Source organism: Phytobacter sp., assembly GCF_059074235.1.
In genome coordinates this window covers 719,975-738,136 of record NZ_JCACPZ010000004.1, presented here as the reverse complement: position 1 = coordinate 738,136, position 18,162 = coordinate 719,975, and the positions used below count along the sequence as shown (strand labels likewise).

15 protein-coding genes are annotated in these 18,162 nt (G+C 51.8%); 6 read left to right on the top strand and 9 right to left on the bottom strand.

Annotation, left to right across the window (positions count from 1 at the left end; translation table 11 throughout):
• Positions 1 to 80 precede the first annotated feature (80 nt).
• The 3 genes from nagC to nagB form a co-directional block, all read right to left on the bottom strand.
• Positions 81 to 1,301: a DNA-binding transcriptional regulator NagC gene (gene nagC / locus AC5JPW_RS07515; RefSeq protein WP_494239283.1), complete on the bottom strand. Its 1,221-nt coding sequence runs from the start codon at positions 1,299 to 1,301 to the stop codon at positions 81 to 83.
• Between the two features lie 8 nt (positions 1,302 to 1,309).
• Positions 1,310 to 2,458: an N-acetylglucosamine-6-phosphate deacetylase gene (gene nagA, locus AC5JPW_RS07510; protein WP_494239282.1), complete on the bottom strand. Its 1,149-nt coding sequence runs from the start codon at positions 2,456 to 2,458 to the stop codon at positions 1,310 to 1,312.
• A gap of 64 nt (positions 2,459 to 2,522) precedes the next feature.
• Positions 2,523 to 3,323, bottom strand: a complete 801-nt coding sequence (gene nagB / locus AC5JPW_RS07505) for a glucosamine-6-phosphate deaminase (RefSeq protein ID WP_494239280.1) — start codon at positions 3,321 to 3,323, stop codon at positions 2,523 to 2,525.
• Between the two features lie 321 nt (positions 3,324 to 3,644).
• Between nagB and nagE the strand changes: the two genes are divergently transcribed.
• The 4 genes from nagE to chiQ all read left to right on the top strand — a co-directional run bounded on the left by nagE (position 3,645) and on the right by chiQ (position 9,650).
• Complete coding sequence (gene nagE, locus AC5JPW_RS07500) at positions 3,645 to 5,657, top strand: N-acetylglucosamine-specific PTS transporter subunit IIBC (RefSeq protein WP_494239279.1); 2,013 nt, start codon at positions 3,645 to 3,647, stop codon at positions 5,655 to 5,657.
• Positions 5,658 to 5,838: 181 nt separating this feature from the next.
• Positions 5,839 to 7,506: a glutamine--tRNA ligase gene (gene glnS / locus AC5JPW_RS07495; RefSeq protein ID WP_494239277.1), complete on the top strand. Its 1,668-nt coding sequence runs from the start codon at positions 5,839 to 5,841 to the stop codon at positions 7,504 to 7,506.
• 394 nt (positions 7,507 to 7,900) lie between these two features.
• Positions 7,901 to 9,301: a chitoporin ChiP gene (gene chiP, locus AC5JPW_RS07490; RefSeq protein WP_494239276.1), complete on the top strand. Its 1,401-nt coding sequence runs from the start codon at positions 7,901 to 7,903 to the stop codon at positions 9,299 to 9,301.
• 16 nt (positions 9,302 to 9,317) lie between these two features.
• Entirely contained in the window at positions 9,318 to 9,650 is a 333-nt protein-coding gene (gene chiQ / locus AC5JPW_RS07485; RefSeq protein WP_494239274.1) for a ChiQ/YbfN family lipoprotein, read from the top strand.
• A 65-nt stretch (positions 9,651 to 9,715) separates the two neighbouring features.
• Here chiQ and fur read toward each other — a convergent pair whose 3' ends face one another.
• The 4 genes from fur to ybfF all read right to left on the bottom strand — a co-directional run bounded on the left by fur (position 9,716) and on the right by ybfF (position 12,334).
• Positions 9,716 to 10,168: a ferric iron uptake transcriptional regulator gene (gene fur / locus AC5JPW_RS07480; protein WP_494239273.1), complete on the bottom strand. Its 453-nt coding sequence runs from the start codon at positions 10,166 to 10,168 to the stop codon at positions 9,716 to 9,718.
• 287 nt (positions 10,169 to 10,455) lie between these two features.
• Positions 10,456 to 10,986, bottom strand: a complete 531-nt coding sequence (fldA, locus tag AC5JPW_RS07475) for a flavodoxin FldA (protein WP_494239271.1) — start codon at positions 10,984 to 10,986, stop codon at positions 10,456 to 10,458.
• Positions 10,987 to 11,120: 134 nt separating this feature from the next.
• Positions 11,121 to 11,429: a LexA regulated protein gene (gene ybfE, locus AC5JPW_RS07470; RefSeq protein WP_494239270.1), complete on the bottom strand. Its 309-nt coding sequence runs from the start codon at positions 11,427 to 11,429 to the stop codon at positions 11,121 to 11,123.
• A gap of 131 nt (positions 11,430 to 11,560) precedes the next feature.
• Positions 11,561 to 12,334 carry an esterase gene (ybfF, locus tag AC5JPW_RS07465; protein ID WP_494239269.1) on the bottom strand — a complete coding sequence of 258 codons (774 nt, stop codon included), beginning with the start codon at positions 12,332 to 12,334 and terminating at the stop codon, positions 11,561 to 11,563.
• Between the two features lie 182 nt (positions 12,335 to 12,516).
• Between ybfF and seqA the strand changes: the two genes are divergently transcribed.
• Both seqA and pgm read left to right on the top strand, forming a co-directional pair.
• Positions 12,517 to 13,071: a replication initiation negative regulator SeqA gene (seqA, locus tag AC5JPW_RS07460; protein WP_494239268.1), complete on the top strand. Its 555-nt coding sequence runs from the start codon at positions 12,517 to 12,519 to the stop codon at positions 13,069 to 13,071.
• Positions 13,072 to 13,095: 24 nt separating this feature from the next.
• On the top strand, positions 13,096 to 14,736 hold the full coding sequence (gene pgm, locus AC5JPW_RS07455) for a phosphoglucomutase (alpha-D-glucose-1,6-bisphosphate-dependent) (protein ID WP_494239266.1): 1,641 nt from the start codon (positions 13,096 to 13,098) through the stop codon (positions 14,734 to 14,736).
• 64 nt (positions 14,737 to 14,800) lie between these two features.
• Here the strand turns inward: pgm and kdpE are convergent, their stop codons facing one another.
• Both kdpE and kdpD read right to left on the bottom strand, forming a co-directional pair.
• A complete protein-coding gene (gene kdpE / locus AC5JPW_RS07450) occupies positions 14,801 to 15,478 on the bottom strand; it encodes a two-component system response regulator KdpE (protein ID WP_494239264.1) in 678 nt (225 codons plus the stop codon).
• Entirely contained in the window at positions 15,475 to 18,162 is a 2,688-nt protein-coding gene (gene kdpD / locus AC5JPW_RS07445) for a two-component system sensor histidine kinase KdpD (RefSeq protein ID WP_494239263.1), read from the bottom strand. Before kdpD ends, kdpE begins: the two co-directional genes overlap by 4 nt.

Here is an 18,162-nt window from a genome sequence, read left to right as displayed (position 1 = left end):
CTACCCGGTTCGAAAAAAGAAGCAGTAACTATACCCGCCATACTTCAAGTTGCCTATGTGTTGGCTACGTTTGAGAGCGCTTAGCTTTCCAGCAAACGTTGCAACAGCAGGCCATTTAGCATGGCGCGTTTGACCAGGGCGAAAGCGCCAATGGCGGAGCGATGATCAAGCGTAGATCGCACCACCGGAAGATTCTTGCGAAATGCCTTGAGCGACTGCGTATTGATGCAGCCCTCTATGGCCGGTAGCAAGACTTTTTCGGCTTCGACGATCTCACCGGCAATCACCACTTTTTGAGGGTTAAAGAGGTTAATCGCGATGGCAATGGTTTTACCAAGATGGCGTCCGACATGTTCAATGACTTCGCAGGCCAACGCATCACCTTTATTGGCTGCTTTACAGATGGTCTTAATGGAACAATCATCAGGCGTTAAACGGCTTTGATGGCCCTGTTGCAATAGGTGTCGCACGCGCTGCTCAATGGCAGCGTTCGCCGCAATGGTTTCCAGACAGCCAAAATTGCCGCAATGACAACGTTCGCCGAGCGGCTCAACCTGGATGTGACCAATCTCGCCGACGTTACCGTTACGGCCGATAAAGATGCGGCCATTCGAGATAATCCCGGCACCGGTTCCGCGATGCACACGCACCAGAATGGAGTCTTCACAGTCCTGACTTGCCCCAAAGTAGTGCTCAGCAAGGGCCAGACTACGAATATCGTGACCGACGAAACAGGTTAATTTGAAACGTTTTTCCAGTGCGTCTACCAGTCCCCAGTTCTCTACCTGAATATGTGGCATGTAGCGAATCACACCGCTTTCAGGGTCGACAAGGCCCGGCAGAATGACCGAAATTGCAATCAGTTCGCGAATTTTCCGCTGGCAGGATTCAATAAAGGAACTGATGGTGTTGAGTAACGCGTGCTCCAGGGTTTCCTGGGTGCGCTCGGGCAGCGGGTAATGCTCTTCTGCAAGCACTTTACTGCTCAAATCATAAAGTGTGAGCGTGGTGTCGCTGCGACCAAGACGTACGCCAATGGCCTGAAAATTGCGGGTTTCGGTGACGATGGAGATGGCGCGGCGACCACCGGTTGAAGCCTGCTGATCCACTTCTTTGATCAGGCCGCGCTCAATAAGTTGTCGCGTGATTTTCGTCACGCTGGCTGGGGCCAGTTGGCTCTGTTCGGCAATCTGAATGCGCGAAATAGGGCCAAGCTGGTCAATCAGGCGGTAAACAGCCGCGCTGTTAAGTTGTTTAACGAGGTCAACGTTACCAATTTGAGCTTGTCCGCCTGATGTCATACCTTTACTTACTCAGTGACGACCTCGTTACCATTAACGATGGTCTTGATTATTTTATAATCGCGCGTGAAAGCGGTCAGGTTCGCCACTTTGCCAGGCGCAATGCTGCCGAGTGTGTCCGCAAACCCCATCGCACGGGCAGGGTAGAGAGTCGCCATACGCAATGCTTCATCAAGCGCAATGCCTACGTGCTCAACCAAATTACTCACCCCTTCGATCATCGTCAGGGCAGAGCCACTCAGCGTACCGTTTTCATCAACGCACAATCCATTGCGGTAGTATATTGTTTTACCAGCAAAAATGAACTGGTCAATATCCGCACCTGCGGGTGCCGTTGCATCCGTCACCAGGCAAAGCTTGTCACCTTTCAGGCGTTTAGCGCTACGTACATTAACGTAATCGACATGCAGACCGTCTGCAATAATGCCGCAGTAAACATCGGCGTCATCCAGAATGGCTCCGGTCAGGCCCGGCTCACGTCCGGTGATGTACGGCATGGCATTAAATAAGTGAGTGGCAAAAGTGACACCAGCACGAAAGCCAGCCTGGGCTTCTTTTAGTGTTGCGTTGGAATGGCCCGCTGAAACCACAATCCCGGATGCTGCCAGTTTGGCGATGACTTCTGCCCCCGCAATTTCAGGAGCGAGAGTGACTTTGGTAATGACATCGGCGTTTTGGCACAGAAAGTCCACCAGTTCTGTATCAGGCTTACGCACAAAACTCGGGTTGTGCGTCCCTTTCTTAACGATATTCAGCCACGGACCTTCAAGGTGCAGACCCAGCGCCTGATGAGGATGCTTTGCCAGATAATCACGCATCACCTGAATGCCCTGTTTCATCAGGTCATCGCTGCTGGTGATAAGCGTCGGAAGGTAACTGGTACAGCCGGATTTTTCGTTGGCGCGCTGCATGATTTCCAGCGTTTTAACACTAACCGCTTCAGCCGTATCGTTGAACTGTACGCCGCCACAGCCGTTTAGCTGGACATCAATAAAACCGGGGGCAAGCATAGCGCCATGCAGGGGGCGCAGCTCGATGTCAGATGGCAATTCTGCCAACGGACAAACACGCTCAATCAGGCCATTCGCGACAATCAGCGCGTGGTCATCCAGAATTTCATGGCCGGTGAAAATGCGGCAATGGGTTAAAGCATACATAACGACCCCCGGTTAAAAAATGGGTGCCGCTCCGCAGATTGACCTTTGCGGAACGGAAACACAATTACAGACCTTTAATATTTTCAGCTTCTAATTCATTGAAATATTTCAATGTTTTAACTTTTAGTTCCATGGTGGACGGCTCGTCACACACCATGACTGCTTTCGGGTGCAGCTGCAGGCAGCTGATGGTCCACATGTGGTTGACGTTACCTTCAACTGCCGCCTGCAACGCCAGCGCTTTCTGATTACCCAATACCAGAATCATTACCTCTTCTGCATCCAGCAACGTACCCACACCCACGGTCAGGGCGTATTTTGGTACCAGGCTCACATCGCCATCAAAGAAACGTGAGTTCGCCACGCGAGTGTCATGGGTCAGGGTTTTAATACGGGTACGAGAAGCCAGCGAGGACGCAGGTTCGTTGAAGGCGATGTGACCATCGTTGCCAACGCCGCCCATAAACAGGTGAATTTTGCCATAGGAACGGATTTTTTCTTCGTATTGACGGCATTCTGCGTCAATATCCGGCGCATTGCCATCCAGCAGGTTAATATTTTCTGCCAGAATATCAACATGATCGAAGAAGTTACGGTGCATGAAGCTGTGATAGCTTTCCGGGTGCTCTTTTGGCAGCCCGACGTATTCGTCCATATTGAAGGTGACAACGTGCTGGAAACTAACCTGGCCCGCTTTGTGCATTTCAACCAGAGCTTTATAGGCAGTCAGTGGTGTGCCGCCGGTTGGCAGGCCGAGCACAAACGGACGATCTGCTGTCGGTTTGAAGGCATTGATGCGGTTAACAATATGGCGTGCAGCCCATTTGCCAACTTGTTCAGCTGTTGCCAGGGGAATCAGTCTCATTATTCACCTCTACGTTGAGTTTAAAAGTTCGCGGATTGCAAGCCAGTACTGATGTAAGCGTAATGCAGTTTTGCTCCTCAGGGGGGCAATCCGTCTTGATTTTTTTAATCATAAAATAAGTTTTGCTTGTTAGCCAGCAAAGAGGAGGGTTAATAACGATATTTGGTGACTAAAATCACAAAAAGTGTGCATTTAATTTGCGAGGCGAATTAATTTTTCACACACTTACACTGTCGTAAAAAAAGGCCGTGCTTTCAGGTTAAGTAAGACAATAAAAAATACTATGTCAGGCGCCCGGTGTGGGGTCAGAGGGGGAATAACGTGAGTCTTTTAGGTTACTTGCAAAAGGTTGGCCGCGCACTGATGGTGCCGGTTGCCACGCTGCCTGCAGCAGCAATTCTAATGGGGGTCGGCTACTGGATCGACCCGGTAAGTTGGGGTGGGGATAACGCGCTGGCGGCGCTGTTTATCCAGTCCGGCTCTGCCATCATCGATAATATGGGCGTGCTGTTTGCAGTGGGTGTTGCCTACGGTATGTCCAAAGACAAAGACGGGGCAGCCGCGCTGGCTGGCTTCGTTGGTTTCCTGGTATTAACGACGTTGTGTTCGCCAGCCGCCGTCGCCATGATCCAGAAAATCCCTGCCGATCAGGTTCCTGCCGCGTTCGGCAAGATCAAAAACCAGTTCGTTGGGATTATGGTCGGTATTATCGCTGCAGAACTGTACAACCGCTTTAGCAGTGTCGAACTGCCAAAAGCGCTGTCCTTCTTCAGTGGTCGTCGTCTGGTGCCGATTCTGACGTCATTCGTCATGATCGTTGTGGCATTCATTCTGATGTACATCTGGCCGGTCGTCTTTAGCGGTCTGGTAGGCTTTGGTGAACATATCCAGAAACTGGGCTCTGCGGGTGCGGGCATCTATGCCTTCTTTAACCGTCTGTTGATTCCGGTAGGTCTGCACCATGCGCTGAACTCCGTGTTCTGGTTTGACGTGGCGGGTATCAACGATATTCCTAACTTCCTTGGCGGCGCACAGTCTATTGCTGCAGGTAAAGCTGAAATCGGGATCACCGGTCGTTATCAGGCAGGTTTCTTCCCAATCATGATGTTCGGCCTGCCTGGCGCTGCGCTGGCTATCTACCATTGCGCCCGTCCGGAAAACAAAGCCAAAGTGCTGGGTATTATGATGGCAGGTGCGTTTGCCGCCTTCTTCACCGGCATTACCGAACCACTGGAATTCTCCTTCATGTTCGTGGCGCCAGTGCTGTACTTCATCCACGCGGTGCTGACCGGTATTTCCGTATTTATTGCTGCGACCATGCATTGGATTGCTGGCTTCGGCTTCAGTGCGGGTCTGGTAGATATGGTGCTCTCGTCACGCAACCCGCTGGCGGTTCACTGGTACATGCTTATTCTACAAGGCCTGGTGTTCTTCGCTATCTACTACGTGGTGTTCCGTTTCACTATCCAGAAATTCAACCTGCTGACCCCGGGTCGGGAACTCGCGGTTGCCGGTGATGAAGCGGATGGCCAGGATGTGAATGTCAGCACCGGGTCTGAGCAGGATGCTGTGGGTCTGGCTCGTCAGTACATTGCCGCTATCGGTGGCTCTGCTAACCTGACTGGCATTGATGCCTGTATCACTCGTCTGCGTCTGAACGTAAAAGACTCTGCGTTGGTCAATGAAGCGATGGCAAAACGTCTTGGTGCGACGGGTATTATTCGTCTGAATAAAACCAGCGTGCAGATTATCGTGGGCTTTGTGGCTGAAAAAATCGCGAATGCGATGAAAACTGCGGGTAACGTGCCAGCCGCCGACAGTGCTGCGACTGCAACTGTCGCGCCTGTTAAGCCTCAGGCAGTGCCGAATGCATCTGTTATTGCTGAACTGGTCTCGCCGATTACCGGCCAAGTTGTTTCTCTGGATGAAGTGCCAGACGAAGCATTCGCCAGCAAAGCAGTCGGTGACGGTGTGGCGATTAAGCCGACGGATAAATTTGTAGTGTCCCCGGCTGCCGGAACTATCGTGAAAATCTTCAATACCAACCACGCGTTCTGTCTCGAAACCGAGAAAGGTGCGGAGATCGTTGTTCATATGGGCATCGATACCGTCGCGCTTGGTGGCCAGGGCTTCTCTCGACTGGTCGAAGAAGGTGCCCAGGTTGTTGCAGGTCAGCCGATCCTTGAAATGGATCTGGATTACCTGAACGCCACTGCACGTTCGATGATCAGTCCCGTCGTCTGCAGCAACATTGATGACTTCTCTGGTCTGGTTATTAAAGCGCAGGGTTCTGTCATTGCAGGGCAAACGCCGCTGTATGACATCAAAGGCTAATTGCTTTTAGCGTTAGATTTGCCAAAAGCGGCAGAGGACATTTTCTCTGCCGCTTTTTTTTGCGTCTGTTGCAGTGATTATTTCTGCGAGAGAGGTATTTTCCGTAACTAAGGGTTGTCTCGAAGACCCGCTTATAAGATCATGTGCCGTTATACGTTGTTTACGCTTTGAGGAATCTACGATGAGTGAGGCTGAAGCCCGCCCGACTAACTTTATTCGTCAGATCATTGACGAAGATCTTGCTACTGGTAAGCACAATTCTGTTTGCACCCGTTTCCCGCCTGAACCGAATGGCTATCTGCATATCGGTCACGCGAAGTCTATCTGCCTGAACTTTGGTATTGCACAAGACTACAACGGGCAATGCAACCTGCGTTTCGATGATACGAACCCGGTTAAAGAAGATATCGAGTACGTTGACTCCATTAAACATGACGTAGAGTGGTTGGGTTTCCACTGGTCCGGCGATGTGCGCTACTCCTCTGACTACTTCGATCAACTGCATCAATATGCGGTTGAGCTGATCACCAAAGGTCTGGCTTTTGTTGATGAACTTTCTGCGGACGAAATCCGTGAATACCGTGGTTCGCTGACGGCGCCGGGTAAAAACAGTCCGTTCCGCGATCGCAGCGTAGAAGAGAACCTCGCACTGTTTGAAAAAATGCGTGCTGGTGGTTTTGAAGAAGGTAAAGCCTGTCTGCGTGCCAAAATCGATATGGCCTCACCGTTTATCGTTCTGCGCGATCCGGTGCTGTACCGCATTAAGTTTGCCGATCACCACCAGACTGGCAGCAAGTGGTGCATCTACCCGATGTATGACTTCACCCACTGCATCAGCGATGCGCTGGAAGGCATTACCCATTCTCTGTGTACGCTGGAATTCCAGGATAACCGTCGTTTGTACGACTGGGTGCTGGACAACATCTCTATTCCGGTTCACCCGCGTCAGTACGAATTCTCGCGCCTGAATCTGGAATACACCGTCATGTCCAAGCGTAAGCTGAACCTGTTGGTGACCGATAAGCACGTTGAAGGCTGGGATGACCCGCGTATGCCGACTATTTCTGGTCTGCGTCGTCGTGGCTACACTTCTGCATCCATCCGTGAGTTCTGCAAACGTATTGGTATCACCAAGCAGGACAACACCATTGAGATGGCTTCACTGGAATCCTGTATTCGTGAAGATCTGAACGAAAACGCGCCGCGTGCGATGGCGGTTATCGATCCGGTTAAAATGGTTATCGAAAACTACCCGCAGGGTGGAAGCGAAATCGTCACCATGCCTAACCATCCGAACAAACCGGAAATGGGCAACCGTGAAGTGCCATTCAGTGCTGAAATCTGGATCGATCGCGCCGATTTCCGTGAAGAAGCGAACAAGCAGTACAAGCGCCTGGTAATGGGTAAAGAAGTCCGTCTGCGTAATGCCTACGTGGTAAAAGCAGAGCGTGTGGAGAAAGATGCTGAAGGTAATATCACCACCATCTTCTGTACCTATGATGCAGATACCCTGAGCAAAGATCCGGCCGATGGTCGCAAGGTGAAAGGCGTGATTCACTGGGTGAGTGCGGCACATGCACTGCCAGTCGAAATTCGTCTGTATGACCGCCTGTTCAGCGTACCAAACCCGGGTGCGGCGGAAGACTTCCTGACGGTGATGAACCCGGAATCTCTGGTCATCAAACAGGGTTATGCTGAGCCATCACTGCAGGCTGCCGTAACGGGTAAAGCTTTCCAGTTCGAACGCGAAGGCTACTTCTGCCTTGATAGCCGTTATGCAACGGCCGATAAGCTGGTCTTTAACCGTACCGTGGGTCTGCGTGACACCTGGGCTAAAGTCGGCGAGTAATATCGACGTTAATATTTAAAAACGCTGCCTTGTGCGGCGTTTTTTTATTTCTGCGCACAAGGTTTCTTGTGATTTTACAATAATTGTCTGTGCTTGACATGAAATGCAGTTTTAAATTTATTATTTTTAACCCTCGTTCATCCTGATAATTTACACGGTAAATTACGATTTACTCCTCCTTTGCAAAACTCTCCTGAAACAACCTGAAATCTGTGTGTCCTGTCATATTCCTGGTTTTCACCTGGGCAAAATGCTTGATCATTCGTGCGGGCAAAAATAACCTTGATTCGGGGAGTGAAAGAAGTTTTTAGGCACTTTCCGTTATTTCCTGATTTTATTTTGTTGCTGAATGCCTTTGCACAGCACTTTTTATTTTAGTCAAAGAGGAACAATTATGAACGCGTTTACCGCCAAGCGTAAGGCGATAGCGTTAGCTATTGCCAGCGTTACAGCAATGTCAGGTTTAATGGCGTCACCTGCGGTCACTGCCGCAGGATTTGTTGACGATTCGACTCTTACTGGCGGTGTCTATTACTGGCAGCGTGAGCGCGACCGTAAAGACGTCACCGACGGCAATAAATATAAAACTAACCTTGCGCATTCCACCTGGAATACCAATCTGGATTTCCAGTCGGGATATGCAGCAGATATGTTCGGTATCGATATTGCGGCGTTTGCAGCCATTGAAATGGCCGAATCGTCGGGCAGTGCCCACCCTAACGAAATAGCTTTCTCTAATAGTCATAAAGTCTACGATGAAGACTGGGCTGGGGACAGAAGCGGTGCAAGTCTTTACACCGCTGCGGCTAAGTTCAAATACGGTCCGGTGTGGGCCAGAGCGGGCTATATTCAGCCCACCGGACAGACGCTGCTGGCTTCTAACTGGAGTTTTATGCCAGGAACCTATCAGGGTACCGAGGCTGGTGTAAAACTGAATTTTGAGCAAGCAGGCGAGTTGAGTTTTTCCTATATGTGGGCCAATGAATATAAAGCGCCCTGGTATAATGAAACCGATAATTTCTATCAAAATGATCGCGTGACCAAAATTGATTATGTGCACTCTCTCGGTGCGAAATATGATTTTAAAAACGATCTCGTATTAGAGGCTGCGTTTGGCCAGGCCCAGGGATATGTGGATCAGTATTTTGCGAAAGCCAGTTATAAATTTGATATTGCGGGTAGTCCGTTATCAACCAGTTATCAATTCTACAGTTCGAGGGATAAAGCCACTAATCATACGATTAATGATATTTATGATGGTACGGCATGGTTACAGGCGTTGACGTTTAATTATGCTGTCGGGCCGGTTGATTTACGTCTTGAAGGAACATGGGTTAAAGCTGATGGCCGCCAGGGATACTTCAACCAGCGTATGACGCCACTGTATGGTTCATCAAATGGCCGTCTGGATATTTGGTGGGATAATCGCTCAGACTTTAACGCCCACAATGAGAAAGCCGTCTTTGTCGGTGCGATGTACGATCTTAAAGATTTAAATCTGCCGGGTTGGGCGGTGGGGGCGTCATATGTCTACGGCTGGGATGCTAAACCCTCGAACGTTCCTTCTGGCGACAAATATTACGATGCCGGTAACTCCATTAAAGAATCTGCTTACAGTCTGGATGTGGTTTACACCCTGCAGGATGGTCTGGCGAAAGGCACACTCTTCAAGCTGCACTTCACGCAATATGATAACCACTCTGATATCCCGAGCTGGGGCGGGGGATACAACAATATCTTCCAGGATGAGCGCGACGTGAAATTTATCGTGATTGCGCCGTTCTCGATCTTCTGATGCGAAGGAGAGCAAAATGAAAAATAACCTGATGATTCTGTTAATGACCCTCGGTCTGGCTGCGTGTGTACAGCAACCTGGCGCGTCAAAGGAAGATATGCGTCTGAAAACCGCTTACAGTGCCTGCATTAATACGGCGGAGGGGTCGCCGCAAAAGCTTGAAGCCTGTCGTAGTGTGCTGGAGGTGCTCAAATCGGAAAAAGCGCATCAACAGTTTGCCCATGAAGAAACGGTTCGTACACTGGATTATCAGCAGTGCCTCGAAGCGACCCATACGGGTAACGGACAGGCGATAAAAGCCGATTGCGATCGTATCTGGCAGGAGATTCGTAGCCACAATACGCAGTAGGAAAAACACTTTTCCAGCCATAAAAAAAGCCAACCTTAGGGTTGGCTTTTTACGTTTACGGAAGATTATTTTCCAGCAATCTCGTGGGCATTGTCGTCGGTGCGGCAATCGCCTTCAGCGCAGTGGCCGTAGAGATAGAGGCTGTGGTTCGTCAGACGGATACCGTGTTGCGACGCGATTTCACGCTGGCGAGCTTCAATGGAGTCATCACTGAATTCAATCACTTTGCCACAATCGAGGCAAATCAAGTGGTCATGGTGATGTTGCTGAGTCAGTTCGAAAACGGATTTACCGCCTTCAAAATTATGACGGGTTACGATCCCGGCATCGTCAAACTGGTTCAGTACACGGTAAACCGTTGCCAGCCCGATCTCTTCGCCCATATCGATCAGGCGCTTATATAAATCTTCCGCACTGACATGATGGTTATCCGGCTCCTGAAGAACTTCCAGAATTTTCAAGCGAGGAAGCGTGACTTTCAGGCCGGCCTTCTTTAATGCGGTATTGTTGTCAGTCATGCGGAATCTGTCCTGTTGCTAAACGGTTCGCTCCCCATCGGGAAGCTACAAGGAATGCACTGGGAAATGCGTCTCATTATAGAACTGCCATGTCTAAATGAAAACTGCAAGCCCTCAAGTAAAGTAAGCGTATAAAACGTGGTAGCGCCAACAAAGTCCTTCGCGATACCCATTTTAACCAGGCCATATTGTACAGTGCTGGAGGCAAAAGTTAAAAAAATGTAGCAATTATTTCCATTGGTTTTAACTATCAATCTGGCGCAACCCGCAGATTGCGCCAAACAGCATCAGGCATTAATGATATCTTTAAGGTTCAGCTCTTCATAAATCTGCTTAACCCATTTATCAACACGTGCAGCGGTCAGCTCCGGCTGGCGGTCTTCGTCAATGGCCAGGCCCACGAAGTGGTCGTCATCGGCGAGGCCTTTGGACGCTTCGAAGTGGTAACCTTCAGTCGGCCAGTGACCGACAATCACCGCACCGCGTGGTTCGATGATGTCACGGATGGTACCCAACGCATCACAGAAGTACTCAGCATAATCTTCCTGATCGCCACAGCCAAACAGCGCGACCAGTTTGCCATTGAAATCAATGTCTTCCAGCGTCGGGAAGAAATCATCCCAGTCACACTGTGCTTCACCGTAGTACCAGGTCGGGATGCCGAGTAACAGGATGTCGTAGCCTTCCAGATCTTCTTTGCTGCTTTTTGCAATGTCGTGAACATCAGCAACATCTTTACCAAGCTGAGCCTGGATCATTTTTGCGATGTTTTCGGTATTACCGGTGTCGCTGCCGAAAAAAATGCCAGTGATTGCCATGAGTAAAATAACCTCTTGAAACTTAATGATATGGTGGTGGCGTTTAGCCCACGGATAAGGGCAATCATAGCAGAACAGGCAAGCGCGCGGAAACTGCAATCGCGCCAGACTGCACTCTATGCCACATGAAAGCGTTATTTAGATGAAGATTCAGAGGAATCAATGCTGTTCAGCGCTTTGAGCTGTTCCAGCAACATCTCTTCGATGAGTTCACTGCGACTCATTTGACGCGCGTCGGCCAGTGCATTTAATGCATCAACGGCTTCGGCATTGATTTTCAATTCGACGCGTTTAAGCCCACGAAATTTATCGCGTTTAAGCTGATTGCGTTTATTGATACGCAATTGCTCGTCGCGAGAGAGCGGATTGGTTTTAGGACGTCCCGGGCGACGCTCATTCGCGAACAGATCTAGTGTCGTGCGGTCCGTTTGTTCTTTAGCCATGATTTAAGAATACTACGGGAAGTACAAGCAATCGGGTCGTAGCCCGGGCTGATTAGCGCGCCATCATACATCAGGGAGGCAGGTACGCCAACGCCCGGGCGCGTTCAGGCGACCGGTCGCCGGGTTTTTAATCAGTTTGTCTTTTCAGCGAGATAACGACGGATAGCACGCAAAACGGCATCAGGCTTTTCTGCATGCACCCAATGGCCCGCACCGGCAATCACATGTGCCTTCGCCTGAGGAAATTGTTTGAGCAGCGTCTGCCTGTACTGTTCAGTCACATACGGTGAGTTCCCACCAGGAATGAACAGAGCAGGGTGGTTCCAGGCCGGAACCTCTTCCCAGCCTACAATGTGCGGGTACTGTTCCCAGAGCACGGGAACGTTAAAACGCCACTGGCCGTCAATAAACGACTTCAGCAAAAACTGAATCACTCCCTCTTCATCAATAACGGTACGCATCACGGCAGCCGCCTGCTGGCGCGTTGTGGCTTGCGCATCCGTCACGGCATTGATAGCGGCAAAAATCTCATCATGGCGGCGGACAGCATAATCAACGGGGGCAATATCAATCGCAACCAATTGGTCAATACGCTCAGGAGCGAGGCCAGTTAAGGCCATGACTGCTTTGCCACCCATCGAGTGGCCGATAAAGGTTGCGCGCTCTATAGAATGTGCGTCCAGCGTGTCGACCAAATCCTGCGCCATCACCGGATAATTCATCTCGTCTGAACGGTCTGAAAGCCCGTGATTACGCATATCAACCTGAAGAATGTCATGGTCATTGACGAGGTCACGAGCAAGGATACCGAGGTTGTCCAGGCTACCAAACAAACCGTGGACCAACACGATGGGAGAATTGTTGTGCGATTGTTGTGCAGATTGCGCTCGGGTATTCAATTTCATGGCAAAGTTCTTTTTTTCGCTCTTTCGGATTAGGGTATTATGTTGAACATTCTGCCGCCCGGCTGCAAGGTTCAGACACAATCTAACTTAGCAGCCTCTCAGGTTTAACGCTATCCGCTGTTGAGATTTGACTTTATAATCTCAATAACTTGTATTCAGATAAGACACTGCACTGGATTAAAATGAAAACGATTGAAGTTGATGATGAACTCTACAGTTATATTGCCAGCCACACGAAGCATATTGGTGAGAGTGCATCCGACATTTTACGGCGCATGTTGAAATTTTCTGCCTCTGCGCAACCCGCCGCCACGGTTCCCGCTGCTGTAAAAGAAACACCTGTTACAACTAAGGTTGTTGAAGAGGTCAAACCGACCAATACCGCGAAAGACAAAGTGCGTGCGGTGCGCGAGTTACTGCTTTCTGATGAGTACGCCGATCAGAAAAAAGCCGTCAACCGTTTCATGCTGGTGCTGTCTACGCTCTATTCTTTGGACAATAACGCTTTTGCAGAATCTACCGAGTCTCTGCATGGGCGTACCCGCGTATACTTTGCGTCTGATGAACAAACCCTGTTGCAAAACGGTACTCAAACCAAGCCAAAACAGGTGCCAGATACTCCATACTGGGTCATCACCAACACCAATACGGGTCGTAAATGCAGCATGGTCGAACACATCATGCAGTCAATGCAGTTCCCGGCGGAATTGATTGAAAAGGTTTGCGGCACAATTTAATCCTTGCATAAAAAGGACCAGGCAATGGCTAACCATGAACGTGCGGGGCAACCTGCGCAACAGAGCGATTTGATCAACGTCGCCCAACTTACCGCGCAGTACTACGTACTCAAGCCGGAAGTCGGTAACGCTGAACATGCAGTAAAATTTGGTACGTCAGGTCACCGCGGCAGTGCGGGGCGTCATAGCTTCAACGAACAACATATTCTGGCGATTGCCCAGGCGATTGCCGAAGAGCGCGCTAAAAACGGTATCACCGGTCCGTGCTATGTGGGTAAAGATACCCATGCCTTGTCTGAACCTGCATTCATCTCCGTGCTGGAAGTCCTCGCTGCCAACGGCGTTGATCTGATTGTGCAGGAAAACAACGGTTTTACTCCGACTCCAGCCGTTTCTAACGCCATTCTGGTCCACAACAAGAAAGGCGGCGCACAGGCTGACGGCATTGTGATCACTCCGTCGCATAACCCACCGGAAGATGGCGGTATTAAATACAACCCACCAAACGGTGGCCCGGCTGACACCAACGTCACCAAAGTGGTGGAAGACCGTGCTAACGCGCTGCTGGCTGATGGTCTGAAAGGCGTGAAACGCATCACTCTGGACGCGGCACTGGCCTCGGGCCATGTGAAAGAACAGGATCTGGTGCAGCCGTTTATCGAAGGGTTGGCAGATATCGTTGATATGGCGTCAATCCAGAAAGCAGGCCTGAAGCTGGGTGTTGATCCGCTCGGTGGCTCTGGTATCGAATACTGGAAACGCATTGCTGAATTCTACAAACTCGATCTGACCATCGTGAACGACCAGGTCGATCAGACTTTCCGCTTTATGCACCTCGACAAAGATGGCGTGATCCGTATGGACTGCTCTTCTGAGTGTGCGATGGCCGGTCTGCTGGCACTGCGCGACAAGTTCGATTTAGCTTTCGCCAACGACCCGGACTATGACCGTCACGGTATCGTCACCCCGGCTGGGCTGATGAACCCGAACCATTACCTGGCTGTGGCAATCAACTATCTGTTCCAGCATCGCCCACAGTGGGGCAAAGATGTTGCGGTAGGTAAAACCCTGGTTTCCTCCGCTATGATTGACCGCGTGGTCAACGATCTTGGTCGTAAACTGGTTGAAGTACCGGTTGGTTTCAAATGGTTTGTTGATGGCCTGTTCGACGGTAGCTTCGGCTTCGGTGGCGAAGAGAGCGCGGGGGCTTCTTTCCTGCGCTTTGACGGCACGCCGTGGTCTACGGATAAAGACGGCATCATCATGTGCCTGCTGGCGGCTGAAATCACCGCTGTCACCGGTAAAAACCCACAGCAGCATTATGACGAACTGGCTGCGCGTTTCGGTGCGCCGAGCTACAACCGTCTGGGTGCCAGCGCCACCTCTGCGCAGAAAGCGGCACTCTCTAAGCTTTCTCCGGAAATGGTCAGTGCCAGCACACTTGCGGGTGATCCGATCACTGCCCGTCTGACGGCAGCGCCAGGTAACGGTGCGTCGATCGGTGGTCTGAAAGTAATGACTGAGAACGGCTGGTTTGCCGCACGTCCGTCTGGTACGGAAGATGCTTATAAGATTTACTGCGAAAGCTTCCTCGGTGAAGAACACCGTAAGCTGATTGAGAAAGAAGCGGTAGAGATTGTCAGTGAAGTGCTGAAAAACGCCTGATGCGGTAAAGTGATTGACCAGGCCCGGTTGCGTAAGCGTGACCGGGCTTTTTTTATGCTGGTGATTACAGCATAAACCGGTAACCGATACCCGTTTCGGTAAGCAGATGGCGCGGACGCGCGGGGTCAGCCTCAAGTTTTTGCCGCAGATGACCCATATAGATGCGTAAATAGTGGCTATGCTCGACGGCGTTAGGCCCCCAGACCTGGCTTAACAACTGACGCTGGGTAAGCACTTTTCCGTGATTGTTTAACAGCACCGAGAGTAAACGAAACTCGATAGGGGTGAGGTGCAACTCTTCGTTGCCGCGTAAAATCCGTCGACTGGCGAGATCAACCTGAATATCCGAAAAACTCACCACGGGATCGCTCTGCTGAGTACCGGCATGGCGGCGCAACGCCACTCTCAGTCGGGCCTGCAGTTCACCGATACCAAATGGCTTACTGAGGTAATCGTCCGCGCCCGCATCAAGGGCGGCGATCTTATCGCTCTCCTCCGCTCTGGCAGACAAAACGATCACCGGCATCTGGCTCCACTGACGCAGATCACGGATAAAATCGATGCCATCGCCATCCGGCAGGCCCAAATCGAGGATGACCAGGTCCGGTTTGCGCGTCGCTGCTTCAAGCAAGCCTCGCTGTAATGTCTCAGCTTCAAACACCCGCAGCCCATCAGCCTCCAGCGCGGTACGCAGGAAACGACGAATAGCCTGTTCATCTTCGACAATAAGAACGTTAATCACAGATCCTCGACAAAGTCATCCAGTTGCGGGGGCGTATCGAGAGGCAGTGTAACATGAAAACAGGCACCGCCTTCCGGGCGGTTTGCGGCGAAAATGGTCCCACCATGCACCTCGACAATAGCCTGACAGATGGCCAGTCCCAGTCCTACGCCGGGGATAGCCGACTCTTTATTTCCGCGAGCAAACTTAGCAAAAATGGTCTGTTCCTGCCCGGCAGGAATACCGGGCCCGTTATCCCAGACTTCCAGCGTTAAGCGGGCATTTTCTGTTATCGCTCGAATGCCTATTTTGGCCCGATGTCCGGCATATTTCACTGCATTTTCCAACAAATTGATCAGCACGCGCTCGAACAGAGGACCATCCACATGGACCAGCATTAGTGGGTCTGGTAAGTCGAGTGCGATATGCCGTCCACCGTGGCTGGATTCAATCATTCTCAGCGCACTACCCACTACTTCTTCCAGGGTCAACCACTCTCGTTTTAAATTAAAACCGCCGGACTGAATGCGCGCCATATCAAGCAGGTTATTGACCAGACGAGTTGTATTCAGTACGTGTTGGCGGATTTCGCTGGCCTGCGGTGCATGTTTTGACCCTTCGCTTGCCAGGTCCAGGGTCAGGATTTCCGCCTGGCCGAACAGCACCGTCAGCGGTGTGCGAAGGTCGTGGGAGAGGGCGGCTAACAGTGAGTTACGAATGCTCTCGCGCTCGCTGGCAAAGCGGGCCTGCTCTTCACTGGAGATCAACGCCTGGCGCTCCAGCGCGCTGGCGACCAGCAGGGTAAAAGTTTCCAGCAAACGCTGTTGTTCAGGTACCATCAGCAAGCGCAAATTGGCCGGTTCAACGACCACCAACCCATGTGTTTTCTGCGCACTTTTGAGCGGTAAAATTTGGTAGGGGACACCGGGCAGGGTATCTGTACCCGCGCCAGCAGGCTGGCCTTTATCAAAGCTCCAGCGGGCGATGGCATCATCCCAGGAGGTGATGTTATGCGTTCCGGTAATGGCCACCAGTTTGCCCGAACTGTCTGGCAGCAGTACCTGGCTTCGTGCATCAAAGGTGGAGCGAATGAATGTTTCGCTGGTGGCGGCAATGTCTGCGGCGCTGCGCCCCGATGCCAGCGCTTTTGACATCTCATAGAGATGGCGGGTGCGCTGTTCACGATAACGGGCCACGCGCGCCTGATAGCGTACCCCAGCTGTCAGGTTGCCGATGACAAGACCCACGGTCAACATCACCCCAAACGTCAGCAGATATTGCACATCTGAGACCGCCAGCGTCCCACGAGGCGCGATGAAAAAGAGGTCAAAACTGACCACGTTGATAACCGTGGCAAACGCCGAGGGCCAGCGGCCATACAACAGCGCGATCACCACCACCCCGAGCAGGTAGACCATCACCAGGTTGGCGGCATCAAAAGCGACCAGCCATTGCATTGCAATCAGCGTGATAATTGCACACAAAGCCAGGGCCACCAGGCAGCCTTTGACCTGAACACGCCAGCGTTCCATAAATGGGCGAGCATCTCCAGGACGAGAAGGCAGCGTGACGGGCGTGTCATCAGGAGCGATGATCACCAGGTCAAGATCCGGTGCGCGTCGCGCCAGACGATCGGCGAAGGATTCGCGATTAAACCAGCTGCGTCTGGCGCGTCTGCCAATCAAAATTTTGCCGAGATTATGCTCCCGGGCATAGCGCAAAATCGCTTTGTCCTCTGCGGTGTCGGAAAGGGTAGCGGTTTCCGCACCTAACTCCTGGGCCAGATGCAGGGAGGCCAGAATAGCCCGTCGCTGCGGTTCGGGCAGTCGGTGCAAGGTAGGGGTTTCAACATAGACCGCGTGCCAGACGCTGCCCAGTTTGGCAGCCAGTCGTGCTGCGGTGCGGATCAGTTTCTCGTTTCCGTTGCCATGCCCGACGCAGAGCAGGATAGCATCACGGGTATGCCAGACTTTTTCATCGCCGAGACGGTCGCGCCAGGCTCGCATCTGGTCATCAACGCGGTCGGCAGTTCGACGCAGCGCCAGCTCGCGCAGGGCGATGAGGTTGCCCTTACGGAAGAAATGCTCGATGGCACGCTCCGCCTGTCCGCCGATATAGACCTTCCCCTCATGCAGGCGCTGGCGCAGGTCGTCCGGGGGAAGATCGACCAGCACGATTTCATCGGCGGCATCAAAGAAGGGATCGGGGACGGTTTCGCGGACCTGGATGCCGGTGACGCCACTGACCACATCGTTCAGGCTTTCCAGATGCTGCACGTTTACTGTCGTTAACACGTCAATGCCAGCTTCCAGCAGCTCTTCCACATCCTGCCAGCGTTTTGGGTGGCGAGTGCCCGGCGCGTTACTGTGCGCCAGTTCGTCCATCAGTATCAACGCCGGACGCCGCGCAAGGGCGGCGTCGAGATCAAACTCCTGAATCAGTCGCCCGCGATGGGCGACCCGTTTGGGTGGCAGTACGGCAAGACCGTTCAGCAGGGCGGCAGTCTCCTTCCGCCCGTGGGTTTCCACTACGCCGATAAGGATATCCAGCCCTTGCGCTCGCTGCCGCTGGGCTTCCTGCAACATGGCGAAGGTTTTGCCGACCCCGGCACAGGCACCGAAAAAAATCTTCAGTTTTCCACGGTGGGTGGTTGCTGTGTGTTCCAGCAGCCGGTCGGGGTCCGGGCGCAAAGGCTCGTCTGTCAT

Excerpts from the sequence above, each read along its gene's own strand:
- nagC (WP_494239283.1), bottom strand. The coding sequence starts at position 1,301 with ATGACATCAGGCGGACAAGCTCAAATTGGTAACGTTGACCTCGTTAAA.
- nagA (WP_494239282.1), bottom strand. The coding sequence starts at position 2,458 with ATGTATGCTTTAACCCATTGCCGCATTTTCACCGGCCATGAAATTCTG.
- nagB (WP_494239280.1), bottom strand. The coding sequence starts at position 3,323 with ATGAGACTGATTCCCCTGGCAACAGCTGAACAAGTTGGCAAATGGGCT.
- glnS (WP_494239277.1), top strand. The coding sequence starts at position 5,839 with ATGAGTGAGGCTGAAGCCCGCCCGACTAACTTTATTCGTCAGATCATT.
- chiP (WP_494239276.1), top strand. The coding sequence starts at position 7,901 with ATGAACGCGTTTACCGCCAAGCGTAAGGCGATAGCGTTAGCTATTGCC.
- chiQ (WP_494239274.1), top strand. The coding sequence starts at position 9,318 with ATGAAAAATAACCTGATGATTCTGTTAATGACCCTCGGTCTGGCTGCG.
- fur (WP_494239273.1), bottom strand. The coding sequence starts at position 10,168 with ATGACTGACAACAATACCGCATTAAAGAAGGCCGGCCTGAAAGTCACG.
- fldA (WP_494239271.1), bottom strand. The coding sequence starts at position 10,986 with ATGGCAATCACTGGCATTTTTTTCGGCAGCGACACCGGTAATACCGAA.
- ybfE (WP_494239270.1), bottom strand. The coding sequence starts at position 11,429 with ATGGCTAAAGAACAAACGGACCGCACGACACTAGATCTGTTCGCGAAT.
- ybfF (WP_494239269.1), bottom strand. The coding sequence starts at position 12,334 with ATGAAATTGAATACCCGAGCGCAATCTGCACAACAATCGCACAACAAT.
- seqA (WP_494239268.1), top strand. The coding sequence starts at position 12,517 with ATGAAAACGATTGAAGTTGATGATGAACTCTACAGTTATATTGCCAGC.
- pgm (WP_494239266.1), top strand. The coding sequence starts at position 13,096 with ATGGCTAACCATGAACGTGCGGGGCAACCTGCGCAACAGAGCGATTTG.
- kdpD (WP_494239263.1), bottom strand. The coding sequence starts at position 18,162 with ATGACAGACGAGCCTTTGCGCCCGGACCCCGACCGGCTGCTGGAACAC.